Origin of the sequence: Paenibacillus faecalis, assembly GCF_900289175.1 — a bacterium.
In the GTDB taxonomy this organism is placed as follows: domain Bacteria; phylum Bacillota; class Bacilli; order Paenibacillales; family Paenibacillaceae; genus Paenibacillus_AQ; species Paenibacillus_AQ faecalis.
The window spans coordinates 1,742,657-1,769,048 of sequence record NZ_LT985747.1; the positions used below are offsets into that span (position 1 = coordinate 1,742,657).

At 45.9% G+C, this 26,392-nt stretch carries 18 protein-coding genes; all 18 read right to left on the reverse strand.

Annotation, left to right across the window (positions count from 1 at the left end; genetic code table 11):
- Positions 1–219 precede the first annotated feature (219 nt).
- The 18 genes from C8268_RS08475 to C8268_RS08560 all read right to left on the reverse strand — a co-directional run bounded on the left by C8268_RS08475 (position 220) and on the right by C8268_RS08560 (position 26,379).
- Positions 220–942 (reverse strand): response regulator, encoded by a 723-nt coding sequence (locus C8268_RS08475; protein ID WP_106767257.1) that lies wholly within the window; start codon positions 940–942, stop codon positions 220–222.
- Between the two features lie 4 nt (positions 943–946).
- The gene (locus tag C8268_RS08480; protein WP_106767258.1) at positions 947–2,101 is read right to left on the reverse strand and encodes a sensor histidine kinase; all 1,155 of its coding nucleotides are present in this window, start codon (positions 2,099–2,101) and stop codon (positions 947–949) included.
- 44 nt (positions 2,102–2,145) lie between these two features.
- Complete coding sequence (locus C8268_RS08485; protein ID WP_106767259.1) at positions 2,146–4,845, reverse strand: stalk domain-containing protein; 2,700 nt, start codon at positions 4,843–4,845, stop codon at positions 2,146–2,148.
- A 385-nt stretch (positions 4,846–5,230) separates the two neighbouring features.
- Positions 5,231–6,433, reverse strand: a complete 1,203-nt coding sequence (gene metK, locus C8268_RS08490) for a methionine adenosyltransferase (protein WP_106767260.1) — start codon at positions 6,431–6,433, stop codon at positions 5,231–5,233.
- Positions 6,434–6,767: 334 nt separating this feature from the next.
- Positions 6,768–7,055 carry an alpha/beta-type small acid-soluble spore protein gene (locus tag C8268_RS08495; RefSeq protein WP_106767261.1) on the reverse strand — a complete coding sequence of 96 codons (288 nt, stop codon included), beginning with the start codon at positions 7,053–7,055 and terminating at the stop codon, positions 6,768–6,770.
- A 106-nt stretch (positions 7,056–7,161) separates the two neighbouring features.
- Positions 7,162–7,677: a hypothetical protein gene (locus C8268_RS08500; protein WP_106767262.1), complete on the reverse strand. Its 516-nt coding sequence runs from the start codon at positions 7,675–7,677 to the stop codon at positions 7,162–7,164.
- Between the two features lie 151 nt (positions 7,678–7,828).
- Complete coding sequence (locus C8268_RS08505) at positions 7,829–11,347, reverse strand: Ig-like domain-containing protein (protein WP_106767263.1); 3,519 nt, start codon at positions 11,345–11,347, stop codon at positions 7,829–7,831.
- Between the two features lie 381 nt (positions 11,348–11,728).
- Positions 11,729–12,073, reverse strand: coding sequence for a hypothetical protein (locus tag C8268_RS08510; RefSeq protein WP_106767264.1), 345 nt, complete (start codon positions 12,071–12,073; stop codon positions 11,729–11,731).
- Between the two features lie 152 nt (positions 12,074–12,225).
- Complete coding sequence (locus tag C8268_RS08515) at positions 12,226–16,113, reverse strand: S-layer homology domain-containing protein (RefSeq protein ID WP_106767265.1); 3,888 nt, start codon at positions 16,111–16,113, stop codon at positions 12,226–12,228.
- Between the two features lie 174 nt (positions 16,114–16,287).
- Positions 16,288–17,412 (reverse strand): glycosyltransferase family 4 protein, encoded by a 1,125-nt coding sequence (locus C8268_RS08520; RefSeq protein ID WP_106767266.1) that lies wholly within the window; start codon positions 17,410–17,412, stop codon positions 16,288–16,290.
- 115 nt (positions 17,413–17,527) lie between these two features.
- The gene (locus C8268_RS08525) at positions 17,528–18,223 is read right to left on the reverse strand and encodes a WecB/TagA/CpsF family glycosyltransferase (RefSeq protein WP_106769881.1); all 696 of its coding nucleotides are present in this window, start codon (positions 18,221–18,223) and stop codon (positions 17,528–17,530) included.
- 64 nt (positions 18,224–18,287) lie between these two features.
- Positions 18,288–19,565: a polysaccharide pyruvyl transferase CsaB gene (gene csaB / locus C8268_RS08530; protein ID WP_106767267.1), complete on the reverse strand. Its 1,278-nt coding sequence runs from the start codon at positions 19,563–19,565 to the stop codon at positions 18,288–18,290.
- A complete protein-coding gene (locus C8268_RS08535) occupies positions 19,541–21,559 on the reverse strand; it encodes a DUF5693 family protein (RefSeq protein WP_106767268.1) in 2,019 nt (672 codons plus the stop codon). The genes csaB and C8268_RS08535 overlap by 25 nt, the downstream gene beginning before the upstream one ends.
- A gap of 285 nt (positions 21,560–21,844) precedes the next feature.
- Complete coding sequence (locus tag C8268_RS08540; protein WP_106767269.1) at positions 21,845–23,563, reverse strand: phospho-sugar mutase; 1,719 nt, start codon at positions 23,561–23,563, stop codon at positions 21,845–21,847.
- A gap of 50 nt (positions 23,564–23,613) precedes the next feature.
- Positions 23,614–24,045 carry a 3-hydroxyacyl-ACP dehydratase FabZ gene (gene fabZ / locus C8268_RS08545; RefSeq protein ID WP_106767270.1) on the reverse strand — a complete coding sequence of 144 codons (432 nt, stop codon included), beginning with the start codon at positions 24,043–24,045 and terminating at the stop codon, positions 23,614–23,616.
- A 389-nt stretch (positions 24,046–24,434) separates the two neighbouring features.
- A complete protein-coding gene (locus C8268_RS08550; protein WP_106767271.1) occupies positions 24,435–24,635 on the reverse strand; it encodes a DNA-directed RNA polymerase subunit beta in 201 nt (66 codons plus the stop codon).
- A 12-nt stretch (positions 24,636–24,647) separates the two neighbouring features.
- The gene (locus C8268_RS08555) at positions 24,648–25,463 is read right to left on the reverse strand and encodes a flagellar hook-basal body protein (protein ID WP_106767272.1); all 816 of its coding nucleotides are present in this window, start codon (positions 25,461–25,463) and stop codon (positions 24,648–24,650) included.
- A gap of 31 nt (positions 25,464–25,494) precedes the next feature.
- Positions 25,495–26,379, reverse strand: a complete 885-nt coding sequence (locus tag C8268_RS08560; protein ID WP_106767273.1) for a flagellar hook-basal body protein — start codon at positions 26,377–26,379, stop codon at positions 25,495–25,497.
- Positions 26,380–26,392: the final 13 nt, after the last annotated feature.

The window sequence follows — 26,392 nt, forward strand, 5'->3', positions numbered from 1 at the left end:
CGAATAACGCGAGCGCCTTCAAGCATTCGCATATAAAATCATACGCTTGCCTTTTGGCAAAGATCGGTGACCTTGCGGTCAGCCTCTGTTTGTAAGATATTTTATGACATAAATAAATCATGGCATAAATACTTTACGCCCAGCGCAAAAGGAACCGCCCTATTCCTGGCGATTCCTCTCCCATGCTAAAGCTGCTTTATCGTGCCTCGAAACGGCAGCTTACAATGTCACCCAGCCATACTTAATGGAGTTAATTACCGCTTGCGTACGGTCATCGACCTCCATTTTTTGCAAAATGCTGCTGACATGGTTTTTAACCGTTTTTTCGCTGATGAACAGGTATTCCCCAATCATCTTATTGCTCTTACCCTCTGCCATCAGACGAAGCACTTCAGCCTCGCGACGTGTTAACGGGTTGTTCTCACCAGCAACGAACTTAACGCCAGCTTCACGTGTACCGCCTTCGGCCATCGCTCCGGCTTCATTGACGTAAGTCATACGGCGAAGCTGCTGAATGAGTTTGCCCGTAACTTTCGGATGAATGAAGGCATAGCCCTCAAACACAGAGCGGATTGCATTGATCAGTGATTCAGCTTCCATATCTTTAAGCAGATATCCATTTGCGCCCTTACGGAGCGTCTCAAACACATAGCTTTCATCATCATGAATGGAAAGAATAATAACCTTGATGTCCGGAAACAACTCGCGCAGCTTTTCGGTAGCCTGCACACCGTTTTCCGTAGGCATATTGATGTCCATTAGAACGATATCCGGTTTCTCTAGGTTACAGAATTCCAGCACCTGAATGCCGTCACCACATTCACCGATGACATCAATGTCATCCTCCATGTTTAAAATGCGTTTTAGCCCTTCGCGGAACAGCTGATGATCATCCGCCAAGAGAACCTTTATAACCGGGGTTTCATTCTCGAAGTTTTCCATCCTGTTACTCCTTTCTCTTTTCTACGTTCGTCGGGATATGGATTATAATCTTGGTTCCTTGATTCTCGGCAGATTCAATTTCCATTCTCCCTTCGAGCAGTTCGACCCTCTCCCGCATGCCGATTAACCCAAAGTGGCTTTTGCTCTTCTGTTCCAACGATTCCACCTTGAATCCAAGGCCGTTGTCTTGAACGACGATTTTAATCATTTGTGCCTGGTATGTGAGTTCTACCAGCACATAGGTCGGGTAAGCATGTTTGGCCGCATTTGTTAGTGCTTCTTGCACCAACCGGTAGATGGCCGCCTCCATCGCAGAAGAGAGACGATGCTCCTTGCCACGTGTTTCAAACAACATGCGGATTTTGGTTTTCTCCTCAAAATCATGCACGTATTTTCGGAGTGTGGGTATAAGCCCCAGATCATCGAGTGCCATTGGACGCAAATTAAAGATAACTTTTCGCATTTCCTCAAGGCTGGAACGAACCTGCCCTTTCAGATCTACTATTTCGTCCTGTACCATCTTAAATTCCTGCTTGGCAAGCATTCTTTCTACAATTTCCGTCCTAAGGACCAGATTGGCCAGCAGCTGCGCTGGTCCATCATGGATTTCACGTGCAATACGCTTGCGCTCTTCCTCTTGCGCTAAAATAATCTTTAGCCCAATAACCTGACGATTCTTGGCGGTTTCGATAATCCGTGATACCTGCCCAAGTTCACCGGACAAGTATTCCAGCACTACACCCATTTGTGATCCGATGGATTCCGCCCGTTCCACAGAACTTTCCACACTGCGAACCCGCTTTTGGAGCTCATCGCGTCTGGCCTTTAAATATATTTCCTTCTCACGGTAAATCATAAGGTCAAGCTGAAGCTGGGTTGCTTTCTCATATGCTTGCTTGATGTCCTCCTCCTTATACCGGACAAAATCCCGGCTGACTTCTGTCAGCCGGATACGGGAACGGCGGTAATTCAGTTCCAACTGGTCCACCTTTTCCAAGGTTTCCGTCGTTTCTTTCAGAACCTTCTGCAGTTCCTGGTTAAGAGAAGCAAGCTCATCGCGCGATGACTCCAATATTTCAAACATCTGGTATTTGCTTTCATCCATCACTCGGATGGCGTTCTTTATGACACGGTCGATGGCATCAGCTTGATAATCCACGCACTCTACTCCATTCTAACGTTTCATATACACATCATACCATATCATGATTTAATCGTAACGGTCTTCGTTTTCTTGTCCCATTTTACACCAAGGCCCAATTGCTCTGATACGACACGAAGAGGGACTAAAGTCCTTCCTTTGGAAATTATAGGTGCGACCGAGGTAGGAATTCGCTTGCCGTTCAGCACGATATCCTTCTTGCCAACGGTAAGATCTATCAGTTTTCCACCACGGATCACCGTAACTCGCTGAGCCGAAGGATTCCATTTGGCCTGACCGCCAAAGGCATCCAAAATATGCTTGATCGGAACATAGGTTGTACCGTTTTTCAGAATCGGAGCGGAATCAATCGCTTTTTTCTTACCGTTCATCGTCATCGATTTCTGCCCGATTTTCATCACCGCAGTCCCTGTCGGCAATCCTGCATCACTGGAAACAGACGGCATCGTTAACCGGATATTGTCAAAAGATACCGATCCAGTCAACTCACGTTCATCCTGACCTTCCTCTACATTGACGACATATACTCGTTTAAGCTGTGCTGGGAAAGCGATGTTATAGCCGCTCAGGTCAACATGGAGTGTTTTCCAGCCTTTCCAATCGATCGTTTTGGCCAGATCCACATATACCGTTTTGCCATTCTTGTCTTTCAGCTCTGCGCGGAGCCAGTTCATACTCTGATCCCCGTTTACGTCAAGCTTCATAGAAGTTGCCGCTGCCGGAATCGTCTTGCCTTTGGAATTGTTCAACTGAGCATACGCATACATCTTCTGCCCAGCTCCAGCGCTCATATCATAATCCAGCTTCAGCACATTGGAATTGGCACGGCTGCCGCTTCCTTTCACGATCGATGCCTTTCCGGTTACGCCGGACACATTCGTCGTAAAGTTAATCGGATAATTTACATTCTCAAAATTTTCCCACATGCTCTCTCCAGCTGCGGTAAGAACAGCTACCGTACTGAATCCATCATAACGAGCAATCGCGTAACCGACCTTCGTGTTCGGATTCACCGATGTAACGGTCAGGCGGCCATCCTTGACACTGCCTTTAAAGCCGATAAATTCCCACTTCAGCGCGCTGCTTGGAACCTCAACACTCTTTCCATTGTTAAGCGTAGCCGTTACAGGTACAGAAAAGGTCGTTCCGGCAGCTAAAGGAGCGGTCGGCGTTCCCACCTTCAACGCTTTCAGATCGTTAGCTCCGAGCACCTGTACCTTGGTCGATGCTTTCGCATTTCCGCTAACCGCGGTGATCGTGGACGTTCCCGGAGAAACGGCTGTGATCGTCTGTCCGTTTACTTTGATGTTGCCGTTGCTGGACTTCCAGGTCGGGTTCACCGTCTTCATATCGACCGGGTTATAGTACGTATCATACCCCTTCAGCTTAAAGGTAGCCTTCTCACCAATTAAGAGCGATGTGTCTCCGCTAATCTTGAAGCCCTTCAGCGAACCTTCAGGCGCAGTGGAAAAAACCCCAAGTGCATTGACAACACTACGCTGCGCTGTTCCGTATTCTGTGTTAAACGTAAGCGTTGTATTCGTTTCTGCCAGCGGACGATTCACCATCGTTGTAGAGCCCCCGCCATCCAGGTTAAGTCCTTTCCATACACCGATCTCACTCATAAACGTCTGAAGCTGGCTGAGCGACATGCCTGCGCTTCCGCTGTGCTTCTCCGTTGCGATCAGATAAGCATACCGAAGATCCTTGGAATAACCTACCGCCGTACGGGCACGATATCCTCCAATACTGTTAACGTTTCTTGAAAAAGAGGTTGGCTTCCCGTTATTGACCAGAATCGTATGCCCACCAATCATCATCTCAAGAGATTCCGGGTCGATCTGTTTCCCGCTGCTCTTGGATACAAGGCTGTAATCCGCTGTTATCCTATCTCCAACTTGCAGATTGTTCATGACAAAATCCGTCGCTTTTCCATGGGTTCGCAAAATATAACTGCCTTCCGGGATCGACGACTGAATGCTGGCCTTCTCTGAAATTTCCGTAATGACTCCGTCCTTGACCATCACCTCAGTTGGCGTAGTTGAGCTTTTGGTTGGACGCTCCAAGTCCTTCCATGCGCTTGTATATATGTAAGCTGCATCCACATGGCTGAATTTCGAAGACGTGCCTTCAGGTACATAGGCCGATTTGTTGATACCTGCCAACGGGAATGTCGCTCCGTTCTCCGCCGTAACACTGCCGCTAAACGAGAATTCGTCAACGATCGGAGTACCGTCTTTTGTTACCGCAAACGCGTACATACCTTTCAACATGGATGGTGTGGACATCAGTTCTCCATCGGAGACTTGTCCTCCCATCGGAGCACCCTGTGCACCTGTATTGAAAAAATCCCCATTGATCGCGGCAACTGCACCATTTTCCTTAGCCATGCCCCCTGTACTTTGTCTCGTTGTAAAATAACCATCCTTGCCTGTCATCACATCGAGCTTCACATTGGGATTTTTTAAATCGACCCGAATGACGTTAGCCAGTGATTTCTGAGAACCTGATTTAAACTGGTATTTCATCAGAACCGCACCGGATGTAATGATTTCTTCACTTAGCTTTTTAACCGAAGCTGACGCGGCTTCAACTACTGACGGAGACAGCGGTCCCTGCAAAACCGGGATTCCGTTACCGAGTACCGGACCAACCCAAATCACACCTGCCAACGTGATAACCAACCATTTTTTCCCCAAATAACCTTTTCGTGACGAATCGAGCACTTCCTTGCGTATCATATGAATTGTAACTCTCCCATCTATTAGTCCTGGCAATATTGTGCAGAACGTATTCAGTCTCTATTTAATAGACTTCAAACTACAGGAAAAGTTACGCAAAAAGTCCAACATTCTACTAAAACTTATGACAAAATTTAATAGTTTGACCCATCCATTTCCGGATAGAAACCGCCACCCTCGCTTACTCCCAATTCTCATTTTTTATTTCTTCACAAAAAAAGCCGATATCTGAGATCAGATATCAGCTTCTATAAATCATTTTTACATTCTCTGAACAATATGAAACTCTATCTTTGGGTTATGATTAGCGTTTCAAGATTGCTGAATAAGTTGAACCAAACATTTATATTCAGAGCATCACTACGAATTCGGATTATTCTTCCGCTTAGATCCCTGCTTGAGTTTTTAAAGCTTCTGCTTTATCCACTCGTTCCCAAGGCAGATCCAGATCGGTACGTCCGAAGTGCCCGTAAGCTGCCGTCTGCTTGTAAATCGGACGACGAAGATCCAGCATACGGATAATGCCTGCTGGACGCAGGTCGAAGTTGTTGCGCACGAGCTCAACCAGCGTATCTTCGCTTACTTTACCCGTACCGTATGTGTCTACACTAATCGAGACAGGGTTCGCCACACCGATTGCATACGCAAGCTGAATTTCACATTTGTCAGCCAGTCCGGCTGCAACCAGGTTCTTGGCAACATAACGTGCTGCGTAAGCCGCAGAACGGTCTACTTTTGTCGGGTCCTTACCGGAGAAAGCACCGCCACCATGACGGGCATATCCACCGTACGTATCAACGATGATCTTGCGTCCGGTCAGACCAGCATCCCCTTGAGGCCCGCCGATGACGAAACGGCCTGTCGGGTTAATGAAATATTTCGTATCTTCATCGAGAAGTTCCTCCGAAACGACCGGAAGAATCACTTGTTCTTTAATGTCTTTTTGAATTTGCTCCAATGTCGCTTCTTCTGCGTGCTGTGTCGAAACAACAATTGTATCTACACGCACCGGCTGGTTGCCGTCATATTCAATCGTCACCTGCGTTTTACCGTCTGGACGAAGATAGTTCAGCGTACCGTTCTTGCGCACTTCCGACAAACGGCGTGCAATACGGTGAGAAAGCGCGATCGGAAGAGGCATAAATTCAGGTGTTTCATTCGTAGCAAAACCGAACATCAAGCCTTGGTCGCCTGCGCCAATGTTCTCGGTTTCCTGATCCATATTGGAAGAGTCACGACTCTCCAGTGCAGCGTTTACCCCTTGCGCGATATCCGCTGACTGCTCGTTAAGCGAAGTCAATACGGCACAGGTGTTGGAATCAAAACCGTATTTGGCACGGGTATATCCGATTTCTTTCACCGTATTTCTTACGATGGACGGAATGTCCACATATTCGGATTTGGTGCTGATTTCACCAATGACCAAAACCAGACCCGTCGCTACGGACACTTCACATGCAACCCGCGCATTGGGATCGTTGGCCAAAAAAGCGTCAAGTACCGCGTCGGAAATCTGGTCGCAGATTTTATCCGGATGTCCTTCCGTTACGGACTCGGATGTAAATAAACGTCGCCCTGTTACAGACATGAGATCAACCTCCCGTATGGATAGTATGGTTTACAAGCAGAAACGACTTGAACGTCCTGATTCGGGCGATAGCGTTTCAATGAAAAAATATAAGCGAAGCATAAAGTTCTATATTACACCTTCTTATATTATGAAAGAGGTCCCACACAAAAAATGAACCTTTTCCAATTGGAAAAGGTTTGATGTACAAATCCTCAACATGCATATTAACTTATTTGAAACCTGGTGTCAATCCAGCAATCAGGCTGTTTTTCAAGGTTTTCCCCGATTTTTCTCTTCCATTACGAATGGTGAAATAATCATGTAATAAGTACAGCTTCTCTGTGAAAAAATATTACAGCTGACCAAACATGCTCTGCTCGGCTTGTCTTACCAGCCGCTTCGTAATCTCTCCGCCTACCGAGCCATTTTCACGGGACGTCAAGTGTCCCCAGCCCGGACGACGAGATGACGGGCTTCCGCTTATCGCTCCCAGTTCAGAAGCAAATTCAGTATCTGCTCCGCTTGAGCCGCTGCCATATCCTACATTCAATCCAAATTCTGCGGCAATCTCATACTTCATTTGATTCAGCATATGACGGCTTTCCGGTACAACCTGTCGGTTTCGTCGGTTACTAGCCATTTCAAAGCACCTCCTGCAATGTGGATTACAAGAGTATTATTTGTGGTTTTTGCCTTCGATACACGTATAAAACGTTGTCACATCTGGCAATAATTAAGAACAGGGGTTACTTAATCTGATAACCACCGCGGACCATCAGGACAAGACTGCTCTTCTGTCCTTCTTTCACCGTAACACCCCGCCCTTCGCGCGGGAATGACAGCAGATGGTTCTTCGGAGCAGGTTGTCCATTCAACAGATCCTTACCTTCCGTAAGGTTCGCAACACCATCGGCATCTTGCGTATAAATAACAGCATTACCGGAGCGTACAATCACTTCTGTACCCGCATCAGCAATCAGAACTTTGCCCGGATTCAGTTTAACAACCTTAACTTCATCCGCACCTTGTGAAGGTTGAGATGGTTTCGTCGGTGTTGACGGTTCAGACGGCTTCGTTCCCGTTCCACCGCCAAGTGCCTTTTGAATTTGTTCATCTACATAGCTTTTGGTTACAACCGGATCATCGGTGGTGCCGGGTGAGGCTGTTCCTGCCCCCATGGCGGTGCTGTTATATACCGACCCAATCCATATACCAGCTCCAATCGCCATTGCAGCCAGGGACACTTTCCAATATGTTTTCATGTTGGTGTTTCCTCCTTTGGTAATGATTACTCTTTTTACTATAGAGAAAAAAAGGAGTTGGGACAAGTATTCTTTTTATTCCAAAAATTGGATTCCGAAATAAAAAAGAGCATCAGGCAATAAGCCTGATGCTTTTTACTAAAATAAATGATTAGTTAACTATTGCTTTAATAGTGTCAACTTGACCTTTAGCATCTTTAACTTTCACAAAAACTTCTTTGTTAACTACAGCATCTTTGTTTACATTGATTGTCAATGTATTCTTATCAGTAAGTTTAGCAACATCTGATGCATATACTTTCCCACCGATAGTTACATTGTCAACTTCAACAACATCTTTGTTAAATTTAACAACGACATTACCGACAGGGTCAACACCACCAGCGAGTTTGAAGGTATCTTCTTTAACGATAGCATTCGCATCTTCAGCAGCTACATCATACGCGAATCCTTCATCTTCAAGAGTATCCATCACCATTTGGTATGTCACTGTAGTTGTATCCTTAACATAGATAGTATCATCGTCAAGAACTACATTGTTATTTTGAGAGCGTTCTACGATTTTAAATTCTTTTTCGTCCACGCCTTCATTCTTAGCTGTAATTGTAAAGTCACCATTAGTAGCCGATGCTTTTACACCTGCAGTTGTTGTAACAAAGTTTGCAGAACTAATTTCAACAAATTCAGCATTTTTCCAGTCGTTTCTGCTAGTCATAAAGACTTCTGATTCTGCAGCAACTTTATCGCTATTAGCTTTAGCGCGGATGTAGGAAGCACCCTTCTTGATTTGAATTGAATATTCATCTTGATAATCTGTATTCAAGAATTCCACAAGAATTGATTTTCCGTTGTTTATAAATGATGTTTTATAGTCAACGTTAGCAGTCAACTCTGGAGTTCCTTTAACACCCATTTTCTTAATGATCAAATCGTATGCAACTTCTTTCGCAAGGTTATCATTACCCTTATATTCTGTTGCAAGCTCAACTGTAAATGGAATTGTTACAGTTTGATCAACTTGATCCAAAGTAGAACCAGCTGCTTTATCAATCTTAGGTGCAACAGAATCTTTAGTTGTTACGATATGATCGCTATCAAGAGTATTACCAGAATACGTTTGAGCGCGCTTAGCCAATACTACAACTTCTGCTCCGTATAAGAATTCATCGCTAGTTTTCAATGTTACTTTAGTTCCATCAACAGATACAGAAGAAGGCGTATAACCACCCACTCTAAAGTCACTTGTTGAAGCAGATGCAACTACATGATCAAATTCAACTTCGAAAGTCTTAGCATCTTTTTGTACTACATCTTTAACCTTCAGGTCTTTAGCTGCAAATTCATAAGTTCTGATAGCTACATTTTGACCTGTTCTAGATTTCAAACCTGTTACTGTAATGCTAGATACAGATCCATCTCTGCCGTTCTCATCAAAGGTCACTGGTGTTCCATCGATGTACTCAGGGAACTGCAATGTTACTGATTTACCACCATTCACAGCATTCACTTTCACATCAGATGGCAATGAACGTTGTTCAGAAACGTTAGAACCCTTCTTAGTGAATGTGAAGTAGTAGTTGTTCGGATTGTTCAGTGTAGCAAGATCCATGTCTCTATCGAAGTTCACTGTTACTTTGCGAGTAGCATTGTTAGCGTCAACTTCACCCTTCAGAACTGGAGCGTTGGAATCACTAGCAATGAAAGTACCGTTATACTCAACTAGAGTATTTTTAAGAGCTGTTGTGTCTTGAACGCCCGCGATTTTGATGCTGTAAGTTCCATATTCAAGATCATTGTAGAACTTAAGATTGAATGTTTTACCATCAACATTTTCGATTTCTTTAACAGGAATTACGTCATCACCTTTTTTAATGGTGAAGTATTTTCTGTCATATCTATCGATTTTAACAGTTTTGTCAAAGCGCACTGTCAATTCGTTAGCTCTATTAGCTCCATAGGAAACTTCTACAACTTTAGGTTGAACCAAATCAACAGATGCAGTGATTTTGTGTTCTTTCACAGCATTTGCATTACCAGAGTAGTCCTTAACTTCAACAAACAATGTCGACTCATATCCTGGCAAACGGTTTTCTGGAGAGAACTCAATTTCATATACATTTGCAGCGATTTGAGTAACTTTACCTGTTTTCTTGCTGTCGCCATTCTTCCAGTAGAAGCTGTCATTTGTAACTGTGTCTGGATCAATTTCTTCGTCAAACGTTACAGTTACTTTTTCCAAAGTAGCAGAAATTTCTGTAACCTTAGGACCTTCGCTGTCTACAGCAACAGTAAAGTCTTTGGTGTCAGCCAAAGATTTCAGACCTGCATAGTCTTCAACCAGGGAAGTAGTCAATTTATGTTCGCCAACAGCGATTGTACCTGTGTAGTCTCTCAAAATTACTTCTCTTTGGTTAGCACCTTGAGTGACGGCACCAATGTATGCTTTACCATCCAACTGGAAGTTGCTGCTGCTTGGAGCTACAACTGGCTCAGAGAAAGTTACCTTGATAACTTTAGTTCCCAGACCTTTTACTTCAGTTACTGTAGGCAAAGTGTTGTCGGAAGATGTGAAGGAAACTTCACCTTGCGGCAATACGTTACCATTCTCCCCTTTTACGTTTTTCACAAGTACTTTATAAGTAGTACCTTGTGTAAATTTGCTAGAATTATTCAGCAAGATACGTACGGTTTTACCATCTTCTAGCAAGGAGACCGATTTGATTCCTTTGGAGTTGGAATCGACAACGTAGTTATTCTTGTCAGTAGCCGTTGCTTTGTCAACTTTACCGTCGAATACTACCTCAACCTCTTTCAGGTTGCTGGCGCTTGCGGATTCAACTTTAGTTGCGGAAGTTACAACCCAAGTTACACTTTCAGTGTAATCGAAGTTGTTGTGCTTGAACTTCACTTCAGTAGCAACATTTGCTTTCAGTGGAGTTTCAAGTTCTACTTTAACCAGTTCGTTGTCAGCAAGTTTGAACTCAACAACTTTACCGCTGTCTTTTACTTCGTAAGAGAGAACTTTTGGTTTTTGCTGAGAAAGGTAAATTTCATAAGCAGTGTCCATCAGTTGTGCTCTTGTAGCGTTAGCTTTAGGGTTCGCGCTAGCTTCGATGATGTTAGCATCGATTGCTGCTTGAACATATCCTTTAGCCCAGTTGGATGCGTTGTTGTTCGTGTTCTCTGGAACTTCAAGTTTCAGTGCACGAACCAATACAGCCGCCATCTCTTGAACAGTTACTTTACCTCTGTAGTCGAAGATTTTCTTCGTTTGGTTCTTACCTTCCATCAGACCTGCAGCGTAAACTGCTTCGATGTAAGGTGCAGCCCAGTACTTCTCATATCCTTTATCTTTGAAAGAATATTGACCTTTAACTGGCTCAAGACCCATAAGGTTTGCAACTACTTTCGCGAACTCAGCGCGAGTCATATCTTTCTCAAGTCCTGCAGAACCGTCTTTGTAACCAGAAACGATTCCAGCCTCTTTCAGGACGTCAAACTTTTGTTGTGATGTAAGGTTTGCAGAGTCACCGAATGCAACAGAAGCAAACATGGAGAATGCCATTGCTGTAGACAGTGCCACGGATAAAATTTTCTTCATAACCTTTTTTTCTCCTCCTTGAATCATAACTTGATTACTTTCTTTAAAATGATAGCTCGTGTTACTCATTAGCCGTACACCTCCTTTCCCGAGTTGAGCAGAAATCATATAAATGATGTCTGTGACGGGTATCACAGAAACCGGTAAACATAAGCACATTACAAACTAGAGTAGATTCGTACAATCCTACCTAGGTATTATACAATGAGTCTCATGAACCGTAAAGAACATTTTTCTAATTTATAGACAAGTTTCTTCAATCGGTACATTTTGGTTAACTCATTGGGCTCTACATCTTAAACGTTCGCCAACAGAAAAAGTTGCGGGTGTTTCCATATTTTTTTATCTTTTTTTAAAAAAGTTTATATAAAAGACGTAAATTGAAGCTAACAACGGCAATTTGCAGCTTTATTTACAAAAAAAGACGCCTTTCGGCGCCTTTGTCGTATTCTAGCGAATTCTCATAGCGAGCTGAACAATTCGAGCACGCATTTGAGGATCATCATTCAACTTATCATACATCATCTCGATCTCAGCTTTATTATCACGATAAGTCTTCTCATGCTTGATCGTGCTATGGGACCAACTGATCAATGCATTCTCAGCCATCGTCAATTCATTGAAAGCGTCGTGAAAGCCTGTCTCCAGAACCAGACCTTCCATGATTTCCTGAGTGATCTCATCATGGACACGGCGAGCATCTTCAATCTTCTTCTCCATTACCTTCGCTTTATCTTCGAACTTCGTCTTCGCCTTCATGTAGTCCAGCTGTGCTTTCGATAAAATCGGCTTCATAAATTCGTATTCACCCTCTAAAAAATAGTATGTGCTTTTGCCATTGTAGCGTATTCTACATCAAATTACAAAGAAATGTAAACCGCAATGATTGACTAAAACATGAAATCTGCCCTATCCGTTAGGATAGGGCAGTGCTATACAATCTGTTGTTAGCTCAAGTTTTTAGGGAACACTTTCGTGCTCTTCTTCAGCAGCTCCACGCCAATTTTGCCCGCTTCCGCACGGGTCATATAGCCTTGCGGATTGAAGCTGTACTGCGGCTTTTTCTGTCCTGCTATTGTAGATGGAGAACCCTCCATAATCTTCGCTTTGCTCACAGCGGAAACGGCAGGACGAGCATATCTACCGATTTTGCCGGAATCGACGAACGATTTAGCCAATGATGCTTCAAGCTTGGTATCGTTGTTCGGTAATTTCAGCTGTAGGGCACGGGCAATCATGACTGCCGCCTGTTCCCGTGTCAACGGCTGATCCGGGGCGAATATTCCATCGGTTAGACCTGTGACGATACCTGCTCTGGCTGCTGTCTCGATGCTGTCATAATCCCACGTTGCAGAATGTGCGCCCGGCACAACATCGACGAACGTGCGATTATCGTCCGAGTTCATAGGCAGGTTCAATCCTTTAACGAGTATCGTGGCAAACTCTCCTCTAGTAGTCAGGTCATCTGTACCAAACTGTTCGAAACGCAAATTGTTCATAAATCCTTTGGAATACATTCCGTTCAGGATATTCCGCGCCCATCCGTGATTCGTTATATCATTGTAGCTGCGCTTCAGCTTCATGACTTTGTAATAACCGAATTCGTCAAACGGAACAGTTACGGTATGCTTCTTCATGTCCACTTCGCCGCCGATGTTCTCCCATTGGCGATCTGACGTATAACGGAATACGGTTATCGTTGTGCCAGCTTCATCGACCACGTTCGGATCGAAGGATAAGGTCAGCTCCCCACGCTTCGATGGAGTAATCTTACGCTCTAGCGGAATCTGCGGATCACCGAAAAAGGCTTCTACCGAATAAGGCTGCAATCCGTTTGTTGCAGGTGAGTAGCTGTTCGTTCCCCGCTCTCCGTATTCTCCCAATCCTCCGCTAATCCAATATACCTGAGAAATTGGACTAAAGTTGCTCGTCTTGCTCGTTGAACCAAAGTTATACAAATATTCATCCGGTATACTCCATCTTGGAGTACCGCTGTCTTCTCCGGTTCCAGGGAATCCAATAACGTTCCCATAATCATTGCGGCGTTCAACAACACCGGTGGTCGGGTCTGCAATCCCGAACAGAAGCTTGGTATCCGGGTAGTACTTGTTAATGCCCTGGTAATTCGTACTTTGCATTACAGTTCCCTTAGGGAAAGTTAGTTGAAGCTCCTTATTAAAGACGTTGTATTTGTTTGATGGCTTTGGCGCCATAAATTGCGCATCGACATCAACCGTACCTGTATAGAACACTTCAATCGTATCTGTAATTTTGGTGCCAGCGCGGTCGATCGTAATTTTAATTTTGTTTACTTTATCCTGCTTCAAACCTACATAATCGTATACGAAGCGGTGCTCACCCAGATCCGGGCGTTTCACAGCCGGCTCCTTGCCTATAAGCACCTCTGTCGCTCCCTCTGCTTCAATATCGAAGCGGACAAAGTTCTTATTCACCACGATCTGATCGCCAACGGTTGGTTGAGGAGATAGGATGCGATACGCACCGACTTCACGAACCAACTCCAATTTTTGAGTCGTTTTGGCTCCAGTCTCGTTGATTAATTCCAAAGAGTACACATAGGTTCCCGGTGCATCTGATTTCAAATCGTGAACCCGCATCACAAAGTCTTTCTGATTTCCTGCGAAGTCATACGAGTAGCGTTCACCTGAAAAAGTAACATCTGCATTTTCCATTGAATCCTTCGGTATTTTGACAGACATAATCGTCTTCGAGCCCAGTTTCAGATTCATCTCGGTGGCTCCGCTGCCTCGCATAACCAGGTCGTACGTATTCATGCTAGTTGTATACTTGTTGTCTTTATAAATAAACTCAGGCGTTAAGTTAAAGATCTCTTTCAACCGCTGATTCCACTGCTCATCATTGGAATTCAAGTCTTTTGACGGGAATTCAGGGCGTTTCTTGCCCAGTGCTGGTTGAAAGTTAGAGACGGTAGATACATTGTTATCTACAATATAGATGCGCAGCTCTTTTCTGATTTCCCGGCTCCGCTGTTTCTCATCTGTTCCTGTTCCGGTAAAGACGATCTTGTTCTCTCCGAATACCAACGGGCCTGTTTCTTTCGAAATATTTAAATCAATGCTGAAGTTCCCAGTATTCGGATCGAATTGCCAGCCTGTATTCGCATTATTTTCTCGAGATGCCTTTTTCTCACCGTTTACAAAGACTTCAGCAAGAAAATAATCGCTTTTAATCGTATCTTCAAAACCAACATATTTACCTGTAACCGTTAATTTGTTGCTAGCGTTAGAATCAATCGTATACGTTTGTCCATCCACGAGATTTTCAACGTAAATATAGTTCTTGGAAGCAAATGAAATCGTTGCGTCCCTATATGCGGAAGATCCGTCAAAGTTAAAACGTATCGTATGGTTACCGTTCTTGAAGCCCGTAATATGGTATACATGACTTGTATCGGATTCCGAAGTTACATATCTTACACTGATTGGGCTTGTCCCAAGCGGCAGATAGTTCGCAATCAGATCTTTCTTAGGCTGTTCATTCGTTTTAACGAGAATATAGAAATCCCCGGAATCGACTTTCGCTCCGTTCAGCGGCTCGCCTGCTGGAAGATTGTTTTTATTGTCCTCATCATACCCTTTAAGGTATTTCAGATCGGTAATGACCGTCTGCCCTTCCATATATCTAAATTCCATCTTTTTGCTGATCGTCTTCGTACCGTAAGTGACAGTCAGCGCATGTTCCTGCTCCGTCAAAATCTGGCCGTTTGAATCTTTGTTAAACATCAGGTTGTCAATATCAAAAGTAACCATCCAATAGGAAGGTGTATTGCTCTTGATACTTGGAATCAAAATTTCGTTAAAATTAGACCCCGTTACAACCTCACCATTAATCTGAATCTCAGCTTCTTGGCTGAAAGGCCCTGAAATGGTGTCATCCTTAGGAACGAGCATCTGCACTCTAACCTTTGCTTTATCTGCAGAAAGTTCAGTAAATGTCGGTTCCGCATCAAGCATGCTTTGTGCATTACCTCTTGAATCAACCAAATCGAGCTCCACGATTGGGTTCTTCTCATCGTAATAATACAAAGAATAGTTAAAAGTGAGTGTATCCGAACCGTTCTGGGCTACCAGCTTCAAAGTGTTCAAGCCCGGATTCAGTTTAAGTTGAGGCGAGAAGAAAGTGCCGTCCTGCAATAAGGATGTGGCCAAAGCTTGACCACCATTGAGCGATACGGTCACCTTGTTCGTGTTCATCGCTTTACCCTGAAGCGTGACCTCTTCCCGGTTCACTACAATCTGAGCGCCTTCATTCAGATCCAGATTGTCCGAACCGCCAAGTACCTGAAGTCTCTCGACGTAAGGGACTTTATCAAACAAAATATAGAACGTCTCGGAACGTTCAAGTTGACCTTGCTGACCCTTCAAGGTAATCTGGTTCATACCTGGAAAGAGTGTAATATTAGCTTTAAAGCGCTGATCCGGTCTTTCTGGATCGACGGTTACAACACCCGGTGCAACGCGAGTCGGATCTTCAACCCAACGATTGTTGGCCTGATCCCAATTCAGCAACTGAACGTTTGCTCCCAGTGTAGAGTCGGTAACCATCCGGTATGTACCCGTAATGACCTGCTCGGCATCGGTTACCTTGTAAACGGTCTCCCGGCTAAGCTTGCCAGATCCATCGGGTCCGTCCAGTTTCAAATCAACAGTATTCCGCAGATCCGTTACATCCGGGGTGAAATAACTAGTCTGCCCGTTCGCCGCTGACGCGGTCGATGTAAGCCCTGCGGGGAATAACGATATAACCAAAGCTACCATCATCAGCCAAACTATCGGCTTCTTCGTTCGACGCATTCGTTCATCTCTCCTCTGTACAGTCAGATATGTCTTATATCGGCTTCACACACTCCAAATTTTAGGTAAAACTATAAAAAAGCCTCACCCAATTTGGGCAAGGCTGCTTGTACATATTTAAGTTAGCGTAAAGATTAATAGGATGAATAACCAGACTAATGACAAAATCATTTCTTATTTCGTACGGGACTCCGTATTCGCCTTCATGCGCAGCCGGTTAATGAGACTGAGCAGCGGACGTTTGGTCTTGCCGATCAAGCCGAGAATCTCAGCACCGATCTGCATGAAGAACATCATAATACAGATCACGACGAAGGTAACCCAGTTCGCTTCATACATCGCCGCGGAAGACTGAATGACAGCCAGCACACCAAAGAACGCAGCGATTCCGTAAATAATGAGCACGGTCTGGCGATGGGTAAAGCCAAGTTCGCTTAAGCAATGGTGCAAATGCCCTTTATCCGGGGCAAAAATCGGCTTCTTCTGAATTTTACGGCGAATGATCGCAAAGAATGTATCCGACAAAGGCACACCGATAATGATCAGCGGCGTAATGAAGGAGACCACCGCGATCTGCTTAAAGCCGAGCAAAGACAGCATGGCCAAACTGAAGCCAAGAAACAGCGAGCCTGCATCTCCCATAAAGATCTTGGCCGGATGAAAGTTAAAGAACAGAAATCCGATAATGGCGCCAAGCAGAAGCAGACAGATCAATGCTACTATCGTATTGCCCATCAGGAAGGACATGACCAGAATGGCTCCGATGGCAATCGCGGATACACCCGCAGCCAGACCATCCAGTCCGTCAATCAGGTTAACGGCGTTCGTTACACCGACAATCCATAGAATGGTTAGCGGGATAGATACCCAGCTTTCCAGGGAAGAATACCCGTCCTGAAAAGGTATATTTACAAAATCAACCACAATATTAAATCCGAATACGACAACCAGTGCCACAACGATCTGGGCTAAAAATTTTACTTTAGCCGACAGCTGGAAGCGATCATCCAACGCTCCAAGCAACACGATCATAGAGCCGCCGATAAGAAATGCTTTCATAAAATTCGCATCACGCAGTGACAAACTTTCAGGAATAAAAGGGAGCACAGCGATCAATCCGATAACGAAAGCCAGATAAATACCTAATCCACCCAATCGGGGCATGATCCGTGTATGCACTTTCCGGGCGTCAGGAACATCCATAGCGCCAACCTTTACCGCGAATTTCTTTACGAGCGGTGTCAAGAGCAGTGCCAGTGCCAGCGACACGACAAACCCGATGATGTATATCGTTACCATGTAGTCATCCAACCCCCAATTTTGTCTACCGTGTTGAATTATACTCCCTTCGCTACCGAAAACCAATGCCAATTTTCGGTCAATTTCCGAATTCTCATGAAAGAAGTGTGTAATTCTAGCTGGTTTTAGTCACATTTTCTTTCTCTCGAAGCACTTTCATTGCGAATTTTGGGAGCACAAGCATTCTTTTGAACCGGGTCGGTTCCCGAAGCAAACGGTAAAACCATTCCAGGCGCAGTTTTTGAAATACCTTGGGAGCTCGCTTGAGCTTGCCCGAAATGATATCAAAACTGCCGCCTACCCCCATAATGACAGGTACACCGAGACGCTCTTTATAACGTGCAATCCAAGGTTCCTGCGTGTCCGCCCCGCGGGCAACAAACAGGATATCAGGAGCCGCTTTTCGAATGTCTTCAATGACCTCGTCATCCTGCTCCGGTCCAAAAAAACCATCACGATAGCCGGCAATCACAGCTGCCGGATATTGCATTTGTAACCGCTGGGCTGCTTCCTGAATCACTTCAGGCGTTGTACCAAGCAAATAGAACTTCCACCTATAGCTTTCTCCAACCTTGAACAATTCATGTAACATATCAAAACCGGTAACACGCTCTGCAACCGGATCACCGCCTACCCCTGCGGCCCAAACGATACCGGTGCCATCAGGCACAATCAGCTCGGCACTTTGCATCATTTCTTTATACTGCGGATCATTCAGGGCGGTCATGACCATAATCGGATTAGCCGTTATGACCTGATGCGGGCGGCCGGAATGGACCGCTTCCGTTAAATAAGATACCGTGTCCTTCATATTCAGCTTGGAAAAAGGTATCCCAAAAATCGGAACGGTCGGGATCGTTCTCTGCTTCACTATATCACCTTCTGTTAGCTAGATATTGGGCGATGTGCCGGGCAGGCAGCTGAGCTTCCTGCTTAAGCTGTGCAATTTGGGGTTCATGTTCTTCTTTCCATAATTGCGGGCTGTCCAGCAGACTGTTCATATGCCGGGTCAGATCGGCGGCAACGAGGGATTTACTGTTCCCGATCGGCGCACTATTAAGCCGATTCAGAAAATGATCGATCTTCGGATCATATGATACCCCGATGAGCGGTACTCTGCGGTTGGCTGCATAGATCAGGCTGTGCAGGCGCATCCCAAGAATTAACTGACATCTTCCTACTTCACGAAGCATGTCCTGCGGCTGCTCTTCCTCACGGTAAAAGCTCACGATTCCGCCGTATGAAGTAATATCACCCATTCTGTCCGTAATATACCGGGACGCTTCATCATCATCCGGCTGATGGAAGGGCAGGAAACGAAGGTGTACGGGCCGTTTTCTCGCCAGCTCTTTCAATCCATCGGCAATAGCGTTCAGCTCTCTTCGTTCCGGGTCCCAGAATCGAACGGAAATCCCGATCACTGGAATTTCTTCCGGTGAAGAGCTTGCAGCAGGGCTTACTTCTGACATCTCTTCTGATGTTACTTCTGACACTTCTTCTAATTCTTCAGGAACCAGGCCTTCTTGCGATATATCTTCGGATATCGGACTGCTTTGCGGTTGGCCTATTTCCTCTAACGAACCAGCACCTGCATGAACGGATGAACCGGCATCTTCCGGAAGCGGCAGTCCCATCACCGGATCGGGAACAATGTGAATATCCTCTGCACGAAGTCCCATGGACTGAAGAAGCTCGCCGGATTGAACATCCCGTACCGATACATAAGTACATTTTCGAAATACGGATCGGATCATCGGATGAAACATTTTACGATTTACCGGACCTACGCCTTGGGCATAAATAAAGGTCGGCTTGCGCAGCCATTGTGCGATTTTGATAATCGCCAGATAATAAGGGATCGTCTTCGAACTGGTCGCATCCTGCAGCAGACTTCCGCCTCCGCTGATGAGACCGTCACTTTGCTTGATCGCCCGTCTGACTTCGCCCAGCTGCATCCGGTGCACAGACTTTACACCATACATTTTAGAGGTCCATTCCGGGTCGATGGAAAGCACGACAGGATCAATGTTGATGCCTGCCGCCTTGCCCTCTTCCTCCAGTGCCGTCAAGATCGATTTCAGCACCGCTTCATCGCCGCTATTTTTAAATCCATAATACCCGGAAATAACTATTGTCTTAGAATTGGTGACCATCTTGTCCAGATCCTTTCTGCGATTTGCCATACCCAGATAGCAATCAGACCAATGATTAATCCAAGCACAAGACCAAGGACGGTGCGAACGGTTGAAATGTAGATCGGTGTATGAATATGCGTGAAGGTTCCTACCATGGACAGTTGACCCATAGCCCCGATAATTAGCAGATAGGCTGCATGACGATATTTAAAGGACAGGAACAAACCTAACAGCATGATCGGATGTGCGATCAGGAACTCTTTGTTCCGCGGACGAACACCGAACGTATTTTCAAGGAATGAACGGAGTGCCATTTCAATAGAAGAAACATTTCCGGCATTTCCTGTACGGCTTAAATAGTACATTCCAATTACACCTATAATAGCTGCAGCGATAACCATTGCCAGAGTGACCGGCGTCTTAAGCAGCTTGATCACATCTTTAACGGTTGCACTTCCGCCGCGATATAAAAGCACGTATATCCCGGTTAATATCATCGGTGCTATAGCCAGCAGGCTGACACCGCGGAACTGCTCTAGTACCAACATGTAAGTGACATTATTAAGCAGTGCAATGACAAACGGTACGGCTGCAAGTGAAAGGATCGTTGTCTTGAGGAACAGCACGATCGTATGTGTCAATAGTCGTCCAGCATTCATATCCGAAGCAGTACGGTTGACTGCGGTCACCTTTCTGACCGCGAGGATCATCGCTACCGTTGGGCCGCTGATTGCCGTCGCCAATGCCAGTCCCTGTTCCATTAAATCCGGACGCAGTACATACAGTCCAGCGCATCCGATCAATCCGAGCACAAAGGCCGCGATAGTCAGGAAAGGAATGAAGTAAGAAATCATTAGTGCAATCAGCGCAACGGAACCTACTACGGCAACACCTTTAAAGTAACGTTGCAAAGAGGAATCCTTTACTTTGAATGCCTCAGCTTGTCCAATCGTAAAGCCGTTAGCTTCAATATCCTTGATTGCATTGCCTGGCTCTGTCAGGCTCTCAATCAGATTGTCGATCGGGTCTGTAATCGATGCTATTGTTGTATCCCGAAGCGGCTCGGCGTTCAGGTAAAACATCCGGATGTTCCGGTCTTTGGACGCCAATACAAAGCGGTCGCTAATAACGTCCGTTTCCAGCGTTGCATCTCTCTCGCTAAGGGAGTAAATGCGCGCTACGTTGTAATCAGTCAGATAAGCAAGTTTATTAAAACCTTTTTGCTGCTTCTTAATATTCTCAATCGTCGTCAACCCGATGTCATACTTGTTCAGCAGGTCGCCAAAGGCTTGCAGGCTTTTCATCTCCGCGTCATCATTGAAGCCTTTTACCGAATCGCCTTCGAACAAGATGCGTTTAACTCCATTATCGGCAAAATAAGCCATCAGCTGTTCCATGTATGCCTGATCATACGGAACACTATCGACTAAACGCGGTACAATAGCAAAGCCCTTATCCCGCAGCATCTTCACCGTAATCGGGTCCGGTGACATCGGCTTCAGCACAGCATCCGATTTCGAGGTTTCCAGAATGAGTCCTTCCTTCTTCTCATAGGTCCATGCACGAACCGGAATGCCAAGTCTCGTGAACGTATCCTCGATCAAAGGCTTGATATGAGTGACGCTATCTTCATTGTTAAAGGCAACATACGTGTAGTTCTCGTTAGGGGAAACTGCCTCTCCTGTCAGATCAGCCGCTTGCTGACTATCATAAACGGTGATCCGCCGTGACTTGACAAGCTCATCCAGCGTGCTTTCATATAAAGCCATACTGCCAACACCAGCCGCCTTCAGCCGGTCAAGTTGCTCATCTATGTAATCCTGCGGATGCGCCTGGTAAGCTGAAATATCGACCAGGTCACGATAATCAAACACAAATTCAACATTTTTGGATGTCGATTCTGTTTGTAGACGGTCATAGGCTACAGGCAAGGCAGCCACAATACCCAGAATGACCAGAACCCACAGCCACTTGCGCGCTGCTTCATTCCAGCGTTTCGATTTCTGATGCACGAAAGTTCCTCCTCATGTGAACTTACGGGATTCTTTCGCCTCTAATAGTTCAGCTGCGAAAGAATCCCGGTTGTTTAAATCTATACAAGTTGAACCAAACATTTATATTCAGAGCATCACTACGAATTCGGATTATTCTTCCGATCGCTGTTGCCCCCAGATTTCTTTTAAGTATTTAATACAATGTTGAAATCTGGATGCAAAGGCGACCACTGACGTTTCTCCAGAATAATTCCGCCTTCTCCGTTAACGCCTTGCGTTTATCTAGTTCAATCTATATATCAATCAAGCATCGACTCTAGCCATAACCTGATCAGAGAGGTGCTTTAATTTCTGCTCTGCATCTTCAAGCGATTGACCGCGGACTGCGAAATACACTTTAATCTTCGGCTCCGTGCCGGATGGACGCAGACAGAACCAGGAACCATCAGCAAGCATGTATTTGAGCACGTTCTCCTTCGGCAAGCCGTTCAGACCCTCGGCATAGTCAAGCACGGTCTCAACTACTGCGCCGCCCATTTGCTTCGGCGGATTACTACGCCAGTCACTCATGATGCTCTGGATTTTGGCGATCCCGTCTTTGCCTTTCAGTGTCCGTGATTCCAGTTTTTCCAGGAAGTATCCGAACTGTTCATATAGCTCTTCCAATACATTATACAGCGTCTTGCCCTGGCCCTTGTAAAAAGCAGCCGCTTCACAGATGAGCATGGAGGCAAGCACCGCGTCTTTGTCGCGTGCATAAGTACCTGCCAGGTAGCCATAGCTTTCCTCATATCCAAACACATAGCTGTGCTGACCGCTCTTTTCGAACTGGGTCATTTTTTCACCGATATATTTAAACCCTGTCAGTGTATTCAGCACAGTCGCTCCGTAATGTTCGGCAATCGTTGCTCCCATCTCGCTTGTTACGATCGTCTTGATGACGGCTGCATTATCCGGCAGCTTGCCCGATTCCTTCAACTGGCTCAATAAATAGTGGATCATGATCGCTCCGGACTGATTGCCACTCAACACGACATATTCCCCTTGGCTGTTCTTCACAACCGCACCCATCCGGTCGGCATCCGGGTCTGTTCCGATCAGTATATCCGCTCCAACCTCTTCGCCAAGCTTCATCGCCATCGTGAACGCTTCGCGTTCCTCCGGATTCGGCGACTTTACAGTTGAGAAATTGGCATCCGGCTGCTCCTGCTCCGGCACTATAAACACATTTTTAAAACCAAGCTGATCGAGCACCCGACGAACCGGCACGTTCCCTGCACCATGCAGCGGGGTATAAACGATCTTGATGTCCTGACCAAGCTTGGAGGAAATCGCGCCTTGGTTCACACTTACATCAGCTACAGCATCGATAAATGCCTGATCTTCGGCATCGCCGAGCCATACGAGAAGCCCTTTCGCTTCCGCTTCTTCACGGGTCAACTTCTTCACAGCTGCAAAAGAGTCCACTTTCTGAATGTGAGCAATAACCTGCTCTGCTTCATGAGGTACCAATTGGCCCCCTTCTGCATTATACACCTTATAGCCGTTATATTCCGGCGGGTTATGGCTTGCCGTAATGACAATTCCTCCGGTTGCCTGCAAATGACGCACGCTGAAGGACAGCTGCGGAGTGGAGCGCAGTGACGGATACAACTTCGCCACAATGCCGTTGCCTGCAAGCACCAGCGCCGCTTCAAGCGCAAATTCTGGAGAGAAGTGACGCGAATCGTGGGCAATAACGACCGAAGGCTTGCCTTCAGCACTGCCATGAATCTCGTTAATATACTGAGCCAGACCCTGAGTGGCACGGCCAACCGTGTATTTGTTAATCCTGTTGCTTCCTGCCCCGATAATGCCCCGAAGTCCTCCTGTTCCAAATTCCAAATCTCGATAAAAACGTTCCTCTAACTCTTGGGGATCATTCTCAAAGCTGCGCAGCTCCTGTTTTGTCTCTTCGTCCACGTATGGGTCATTTAGCCAGCGCTGTACAGTATCGATTGTTCTTTGACTCATTTCAGCCATGATTTTTTCCCTTCCTTATCCATAAAAATAAATGTTCGGAGTTTTCACCCTTATGGTTTGTCTGACAGAGCGAACATAATCTCTCCTTCGGCAACAGTGCGGCCATCTACGCTAGCGATAGCCTTGCCTTTCCCTATTGCTCCTTTTAAGCGAATAATTTCCACCTCAAGGCGAAGCGTATCTCCCGGCACAACCTGCCCCCGAAACCTGAACCCGTCCATTCCGGCCAGGAAGCCCAGCTTACCGCGATTGCTTTCCAACTTAAGCATGGCGATTGCACCGACCTGGGCAAGAGCTTCAGCGATCAGCACGCCGGGCATAACGGCGTATTCCGGAAAATGCCCAACAAAAAAAGGCTCGTTAATCGTTACGTTCTTGATGCCGACAGCACGTTTACCCTCCTCGATCTCCACAATCTTATCCACGAGCAAGAACGGTGGACGATGAGGAATAATCTCTTGAATTTGTCCGATATTCAGCACAGAAAAACTCCTTTCTTATGTACGTACCCACCAAAACGATCTGTGAAAGCATAAATTTGCTTCACAGGACCGGATTTACGCCAGATGATGCATAAAGTAAGGCGTATACGGAAAAACTAGGGGTATCCTTCACTGACTGCAGGCATGAAGGTTGAGATAAGGGGCTTTCTCTAAGGCATATTCGCCTTGGAGGAGGCCTTTTTTATTTACGCCACGTATGCTTAACGCTTTAAGATAACAGGCGGCTTTCGTTCTTCATGGTTGCCGCTACAAAACTGCAAATTTTTTTCAAGATAAATAAGTCCATCCCATTATACCGTTTTACTGTAAAAAAAGAAAACTCCCAAAGGGAGTTTCAGCTCATCCATTTTGTGAAATCTTCGTTCAGCTTAGGAAGCAAAGACCAAATCAAAAACATGCTTCCACGTGCTCCACTGGAACGCTTCTGCAATGTCGCCTTTGCCGATAACGGCATAGCCGACAACCATTCCACCGACCAGCGACAAGAGCAAGCAGGTCGGAACTATAATTCTAAGCGCGATTTTCCATCCGGGTGTCTTTCGCCGTACCGGTTCACTAGCTTCGCTCACGCTTCATACCACCTATCCTCGCATAGTGTTGGCAAGGCTCATCATGGTGTCACTGGAGCTCAGTGCACGTGCTGCCAGCTGATATGCCCGCTGCACTTCCAGCATTTTCGTCATTTCTTCCGAATAATTCACGTTGGACATCTCCAAAAATCCGGAGTGAACTTCAGATTGCGGCGCTTGGCCCGCAACCGCCTGCTCAAATACCTCGGCTTCCGTTAAACCGGTAGCCAGCACATACAGGTTTCCGTCCATCTTCACCAATCCTTCAGGACGCTGCAGCTCGGCAAGCTTCAGCTGACTTACGGGTCCCTGACCGGCAGCCGTTTCGACATGAACCCACCCTTGCGTATCTATAGCCACTTTAGCGTTCGCAGGAATACGGATCGGGCCGTTATCACGGTCAAGAACCCTGTAGCCTTGATTGTTGACCAGATAGACGGAGTTAGAGTCCTGCGGATCAGGCGATACATGGAAGGATCCTTCACGGGTATATGCAATACCATCGCTGCCTTCTACCGCAAACATCGCATTGCCCTCAATCGCCAGGTCCAGCGGTCTGCCCGTCTCTTTATGGGAGCCCTGGTCCATGTTTTCAACGACCGATGCCACCCTCATTCCGAAGCCCATCGTGTACCCCGGCGGGGTAGCTCTGCCAGGCAAATTGAAGTCCTTATGATGTCCCTGCACCTGAGTCAGCACATCTTCAAACGATGAATCCTTGCTTCTATAACCTACCGTATCCACATTTGCAATATTATCAGCAATCATATCCAGCCGCTGTTGCAACGAATTCATGGATACCATGGCGCTAATCATGGAGTTGTTCATACCTTAACCTCCTATGGTGTAGATATAAGCTCTATACTCTGCCGATTTCATTAACAGCCTTCTCAAGAGACTTATCATAAAATTGAACGATCTTCTGGTTCGTCTCGTATGCACGAAGTGCCGCATTCAGCTCAACCATCGATTGTGAAGGGTCCACATTGGACGCCTCGATAAAGCCCTGACGAACAAACGCATTGTCGCCTAAGGCGAGAAAACGGGTGCTGTCTGCATCTGTGCTTTCCAGACGGAATACGCCATTTCCTTCCCGAACCAGATCATGCGGCCTTTCAACCACACTGATCCCCAATGTTACACCTGTAAGGTTGCCGGCTTCATCCACGATTTGCCCCTGCTCATTCACTGTAAAGTTAGCGGCCTGCCCTGTCAATACAATTGGGTCGTTATTTGTATCCAATACTTGGTATCCATAAGATGTCAGCAAATTTCCTGCCGCATCTACGCGAAACTGACCGTTTCTTGTATATCGGACTTCACCGTTTTCATCCTGAACTGTAAAAAATGCCCCCGGGCGGTAAATGATCTCACCGCTGTCATCGATATATTTGCCCGAAGCATCAAATGGGATGTCTTGTCCGGTTGCAGGGTCAACCAATCCCAGCTCGGAAACAATCGCAAAGTCGGTCACCCGTGTGGTTTCCCGAAGGGGTCCTTGTTTATGCAGCGACAGGCTTTCTTCCGCAAATACACCTGTGCTGAGCTTGCCGAGTGAACGTTCATGGTTGCCCGGCTCATTGCCGCCAATCATCGAAATGAATACTTCAGGGAACGAACGCTGAATGCTGTCTGTTTGCTTGTATCCAACCGTATTCAAATTGACGATATTTTGCGTGATCGTATCATGACGCCGCTGCTGTGTAAGCATCCCTGCGGCTGCGTTATAAAGTCCTCTTAACATGAAGGCACTCCCT